The organism is Rhodoferax sp., assembly GCF_014859475.1.
Lineage (GTDB): Bacteria > Pseudomonadota > Gammaproteobacteria > Burkholderiales > Burkholderiaceae_C > Rhodoferax.
The window spans coordinates 1-5816 of record NZ_JACUUE010000161.1 but is presented as its reverse complement, the minus strand read 5'-3'; the positions used below and the strand labels follow the sequence as shown (position 1 = coordinate 5816).

General features: G+C 61.3%; 5 protein-coding genes and 1 pseudogene. 3 read left to right on the top strand and 3 right to left on the bottom strand.

What is annotated here, in order from left to right; all coding sequences use genetic code 11:
* Positions 1 to 226 (bottom strand): annotated as a pseudogene (locus tag IBX54_RS11815) (low molecular weight phosphotyrosine protein phosphatase); the annotation flags it as partial.
* Positions 227 to 246: 20 nt separating this feature from the next.
* Positions 247 to 1161, bottom strand: a complete 915-nt coding sequence (locus tag IBX54_RS11810; RefSeq protein WP_296542852.1) for a lytic transglycosylase domain-containing protein — start codon at positions 1159 to 1161, stop codon at positions 247 to 249.
* 67 nt (positions 1162 to 1228) lie between these two features.
* Here IBX54_RS11810 and dcd point away from each other — a divergent pair, with 67 nt between their 5' ends.
* Positions 1229 to 1798, top strand: coding sequence for a dCTP deaminase (gene dcd / locus IBX54_RS11805; RefSeq protein ID WP_296542851.1), 570 nt, complete (start codon positions 1229 to 1231; stop codon positions 1796 to 1798).
* 210 nt (positions 1799 to 2008) lie between these two features.
* Positions 2009 to 3433 carry a DEAD/DEAH box helicase gene (locus IBX54_RS11800; protein ID WP_296542850.1) on the top strand — a complete coding sequence of 475 codons (1425 nt, stop codon included), beginning with the start codon at positions 2009 to 2011 and terminating at the stop codon, positions 3431 to 3433.
* A 102-nt stretch (positions 3434 to 3535) separates the two neighbouring features.
* On the opposite strand, the gene IBX54_RS11795 is transcribed toward IBX54_RS11800, so the two are convergent.
* A complete protein-coding gene (locus tag IBX54_RS11795; protein ID WP_296542849.1) occupies positions 3536 to 4378 on the bottom strand; it encodes a symmetrical bis(5'-nucleosyl)-tetraphosphatase in 843 nt (280 codons plus the stop codon).
* Between the two features lie 24 nt (positions 4379 to 4402).
* On the opposite strand from IBX54_RS11795, the gene IBX54_RS11790 reads away from it, so the two are divergent.
* Entirely contained in the window at positions 4403 to 5710 is a 1308-nt protein-coding gene (locus tag IBX54_RS11790; protein WP_296542848.1) for a hemolysin family protein, read from the top strand.
* Positions 5711 to 5816 lie beyond the last annotated feature (106 nt).

Genomic DNA, 5816 nt, shown 5'->3' with positions numbered 1-5816 from the left:
GGTCGTAATGCTGAAAATCCTTTTCGCTGACCTGCCTGGAGCGGGTTTTTTCGGGCTCATAGCGGCGGCCCAACAGCACAGCCCTGGCGCGCGCATCCATTCGTTTTCCGGCAGTTTGCGCATGGGTGCCAGCCGAGTCGAATTTCAACGAGCCAGCCAGCCCTGCCTCGCGCGCCATCTGCCGTGCCACCGAGCACGCCATGGGCGAGCGGCAGATGTTGGCCATGCATATCAAAAGAATCTTTGTCATTGCAGCGGCTGAAGCCGAATCGTTTTCAGGGGCGGCGACGGGCGGGTCACTCTGGCCTCAAACGGGTGATGCCTGTTGCCGAAGTTGCGCAAGATGCGCTGCACGTAGCTGCGGGTTTCCTTGTAGGGTGGCACGCCCCGGTAGCGCTCCACGGTGCCTTCGCCCGAGTTATAGGCAGCAGCCACCAGCGTCACATCGCCCTCAAAATAGGCCAGCAACCAGCGCAGGTAAGTGAGTCCGCCACGAATGTTTTGTGCCGGATCAAAGGCATTTTTCACGTTAAAACGTTCGCTGGTTTCGGGGATGAGCTGCATCAGCCCCTGGGCGTTTTTGGGGGACACGGCCAGCGGGTCGAAGTTGGACTCGGCCGCCATGATCGCCAGCGCCAGCTGTGGTTCGACCTTGAACTGCGGGGCCAGCTTCATCACCAGGTTCAAAATCTTGCGTGGCGCGATCAATGCGTAGTCCACCCGCGGCAAATCTGCCACCTGGGGCGCCTCGGGTACAGGTTCGGGCTCGGGTGCGCGCATGCATTCCGGCATTCTGGCAGGCAGTTCACCGAGTACCGCCAACATGCGCTGCGCGGCTTCGATGCCCTGCTCGGAAGCGGCCTGAAACAAGTACGCTGCAGCGGCATCGTCGCGTGCCACACCCCGGCCGTTGGCATAGATCCAACCCAGGTTGTACTGCGCATCACGGTCACCCCGACGCGCCGCTTCGCAATACAACAGGGTCGCCAACTGCGCGTCGCGCGGCACGCCTTCGCCGTGTTCATAAGCCCGCGCCTGCTCAAACAGCGTCTGCTGCGCCGTTCCGGGCAACGCAAAGTCTTGCGCACCGGCATGAAAACCGGTCAGGGCGCAGACCAGGGTTGCCACGCAACGAACAGGGTTCCAGCGATTCAGATTCATGCTGGCGAGTATCCACTTTTTCTGAGTCCGCTGCTTACAATCGCGCCAACCTCAGGAGTTGAACCCGATGACGATCAAAAGCGATAAATGGATCCGCCGCATGGCCGAGCAGCACGGCATGATCGAGCCCTTCGAGCCTGGCCAGATTCGCCAGGATGCCGTTGGCCACAAAATTGTCAGTTACGGCACCAGCAGCTACGGCTACGACATCCGCTGCGCGCCCGAGTTCAAGGTCTTTACCAATATCCACAGCACCGTGGTGGACCCCAAGAATTTCGATGAAAAAAGCTTTGTCGATTTCAATGATGATGTCTGCATCATTCCACCCAACAGCTTTGCGCTGGCGCGTACCGTGGAGTACTTTCGCATTCCGCGCAATGTGCTGACCATCTGCCTGGGCAAGAGCACCTACGCGCGCTGCGGCATCATCGTCAACGTGACGCCGTTCGAGCCCGAGTGGGAAGGTTATGTGACGCTGGAGTTCTCCAACACGACGCCGCTGCCTGCCAAGATCTACGCCGGTGAGGGCTGCGCCCAGGTGCTGTTTTTCGAGAGCGATGAAGTTTGCGAAACCAGCTACAAAGACCGCGGCGGCAAGTACCAGGGCCAGCGCGGCGTGACCTTGCCCAAGGCCTGAAGCCAACACAAAATGAACGGGCCGAAAGGCCTTGCCCGGCCAGGATTTGGGCCTGTGCGCCTGAATCAACGATAATAGCGCTTCTTATCAAGAAATTTGCCCCGATTCCCGGGCATCACCAGCTATCGGATTGATAGCAATTGAACCTGAGCTTCAATGACCGAACTGACTCCTGCGACCGCAAACGAATTAACCTCCGACACCCCCATCATGGCCTTTGCCCAGTTGCAATTGGCCGCCCCGCTGGCCCGTGCGGTTGCCGATATGGGCTACGAGTCGATGACCCCGATCCAGGCCCAGGCCATCCCCATGGTGCTACAAGGCCACGACGTGATGGGTGCCGCGCAAACCGGCACCGGCAAAACGGCTGCCTTTGCGCTGCCGCTGATGCAGCGCATGCTCAAGCACGAAAACGCCTCCACCTCGCCCGCGCGCCACCCGGTGCGCGCGCTGGTGCTGCTGCCCACGCGCGAACTCGCGGTGCAGGTGGCCGAACAGGTCGAGCTCTATGGCAAGCACACCAATCTGCGCAGCGCGGTGGTGTTTGGCGGCATGGACATGAAGCCGCAAACTGCCGAGCTGAAAAAAGGCGTCGAAGTGCTGGTGGCCACGCCGGGTCGGCTGCTTGACCACATCGAAGCCAAGAACTGCGTGCTCAACCAGGTCGAATACGTGGTGCTCGACGAGGCCGACCGCATGCTCGACATCGGGTTTTTGCCTGATTTGCAGCGCATCCTGAGTTACCTGCCCAAGCAGCGCATCACGCTGCTGTTCTCGGCCACCTTCTCGCCTGAAATCAAGCGTCTGGCCGGTAGCTATTTGCAGAACCCGGTGACGATCGAGGTGGCGCGCTCCAATGCCGCGGCCTCGACCGTGGAGCAGCATTTTTACAGCGTCGAGGGCGACGACAAGCGCCACGCCCTGCACCAGGTGCTGAAAGAGCGGGGTCTCAAGCAGGCCTTTGTTTTTGTCAACAGCAAACTCGGTTGCGCCCGGCTGGCACGCTCACTTGAGCGCGAAGGTCTCAAAACCACGGCGCTGCACGGCGACAAAAATCAGGACGAACGCCTGAAGGCGCTGGAATCTTTCAAGAGCGGCGAGGTCGATTTGCTGGTGTGTACCGACGTGGCCGCGCGCGGCCTCGACATCAAGAACGTGCCTGCCGTGTTCAATTTCGACATACCGTTCCATGCCGAAGACTATGTGCACCGCATTGGCCGTACTGGTCGCGCCGGTGCTGAGGGGCTGGCGGTGACCTTTGTCGCCAAGAGCGACCAGCGCCTGGTGACCGAAGTTGAGAAGCTGCTCAAGACCAAGATCGAACTCGAAGCGCTTCAATTTGAAGAAAACCTGCCCGACATTCGCAAGCAGGGCCACATCAACGACGGCCGCCGGCTCTACCGCGAAGACGGCAGTGACCAGCGCCGAGCCGAAGATTTTGCGCGCGGCCCACGTGCTGCAGCGCGCCGCAGCCGCCCCGAGCCGCAAGACCCTTTCTTTGAAAAACCTTACGAGCCGGCCTTGCCTGCTGATGCTGCGCCCGCCTGGGAAGCGGCCGCTCGCCCGGGGGTGCGCACCATTTCCAGCAACATCAAGACCAAACGCAAAGTGCCCGCGCTGTTTCAATCGGCTTGAGCCTGGTTTGCTCAGTTGAACGCACCCTGATCTTGGCGCCTTGTGGGGTTGAGTTCAGTCAACCTGGCCGAATAAATTCGGCTTCATAAAGACCAAGTCAAATTACCCCGGCTTTTGCGCCTGCTCGCACTTCACCTGGATCAGTTCATGCGCTTTTGCACCAGCGCCTAGTTTCAGCGCGCTCAAGTGGCCGCCCCAAATGCAGCCTGAATCGAGCGCGAACACATCGTCGCGGCCCAACCAGCCCAGCGTGGACCAGTGGCCAAACGCCACCGTGACATCCGCAGTTTGGCGCCCGGGCACATCAAACCACGGCATATGGCCCGGCGGTGCGGCGTGGGCACCGTCGCTGACCTCGAAATCCATCACACCGTCAGCCGTGCAAAAGCGCAGCCGCGTCAGCGCGTTGACAATCATCCGTAGCCGGTTCATGCCCTTAAGGTTGTCGTGCCAGCGGTCTGGTGTATTGCCGTACATCTGGTGCAAAAACTCACTCAGGTCGGGGCCGCGCAACACCGCTTCGAATTCACTGGCCAACGCCATGGTCTGGCTGGCGCTCCAGCTGGGCAGCACGCCGGCGTGCACCATCAGGAAAGATTGCGCCTGGTGTTGCAGCAAAAAAGCCATGTGTTGCTGGCGCAGCCAGGCCAGCATGGCATCGCAGTCAGGGGCTTGCAGCAAGTCGCCCAGCGTGTCTTTGCGGCTGGGCCGGCGTGCGCCCACCGCTGTGGCCAGCAAGTGCAGGTCGTGGTTGCCGAGCAAACATTGCGCGGCATTGCCATAAGCCATCAGGCGGCGCAGCACGCCCGCGGAGTCGGGGCCGCGGTTGACCAGGTCGCCTAACAGATAGAGCGTGTCGCGGCTGGGCGAGAAAGAAATTTTGTCAAGCAAGTGTTGCAGGGCGCTGTCGCAACCCTGCACGTCGCCAATCAGGTAAAGTGCCATGGTCCTTATTGTCCTTCGAGATACATGGAATTTTTACTGATTGTTTTCTTGACTTTCCTCAATGGCATTTTTGCCATGTCGGAGCTGGCGCTGGCTTCCAGCCGCAAGTCGCGCCTCAACGCCATGGGCGAAGCGGGCGACAAGGGCGCGCAGGCGGCGCTGACGCTGCTCGACAACCCCAACCAGTTTTTATCGACCTTGCAGGTGGGCATTACCTCGATCGGGCTGCTCAACGGCATTGTGGGCGAGGCCGCATTCAGCGCCGGGCTTGCCGCTTGGTTACAAGACTGGGGCCTGACCGAGCCGGTGGCGTCCGTCATGGCCACGGCGCTGGTGGTGACCGTCATTACCTATACCACCATCGTTTTTGGCGAGCTGGTGCCCAAGCGCATCGGCCAGTTGTACCCTGAGCAAGTGTCGCGCCTGGTGTCGCGACCCATGCAGTGGCTGGCGCGCGCGGCCGGGCCCTTTGTCAGACTGCTGGCGGGCTCCACCGCAGCCATGCTCAGGCTGTTGCGCATCGACACCAGCGCGGTGCGCGCCATGACCGAAGAAGAAATTTCCGCCAACCTCGAAGAGGGTGTGGACGCCGGTGTGATCGAGGAGCATGAGCACCAGATGGTGCAAAACGTGTTTGGTCTGGACGACCGGCAGCTCACCTCGCTGATGGTGCCGCGCGCCGAGGTGGATTGGCTCGACGCCAGCATCAGCGTGGCGCAGGCCCTGCAAAAAGTGGGTGCCGATGGTGCCCAGCGCGCGCATTCGTGGTACCCGGTGTGCCGCGGCTCACTCGACGATGTGGTCGGCAAAATCAGCGTGGCGCACATGCTTGAGCTGGGCGTGGCCGCGCCCGGCACACTGCAAGATTATGTGCATCCGGCCGTTTTTGTGCCCGAAACCCTCAGCGGCATGAGTTTGCTGGAGCAGTTCCGTGCCAAGGTGGGGCGCCTGGTGCTGGTGGTGGACGAATACGGCGTGGTGCAGGGCATGCTCACACCGCATGACTTGCTCGAAGCCATCACCGGCGAGCTGCAACCCAGCGCCAAAACCGAAGCCTGGGCGGTGCAGCGCGACGACGGCAGCTGGCTGCTTGACGGCATGATGCCGGTGAGCGAACTCAAGGCCCGGCTCGACCTGGACGATTTGCCGCTGGAGGAGCGCGGCCGCTACAACACGCTGGCCGGCTTGCTGATGGCGGTGAGCGGCCACATGCCGGTGACCGGCGAAAAAATTGAATGCGAGGGCTGGCTGTTCGAGGTGGTGGACCTGGACGGCAAGCGCGTGGACAAGGTGCTGGCCAGCCTGATGCCGGTCACAGCAGATACGGAATGAACCAGCGCGTGCGCGCCTGGTAGCGCACATAGTCCGGGTGTAGCGCTGCCATCCAGCGCTCTTCGAGCACGGCCTTGCCCAGCAGCATCAGGCACATGAAACCCCA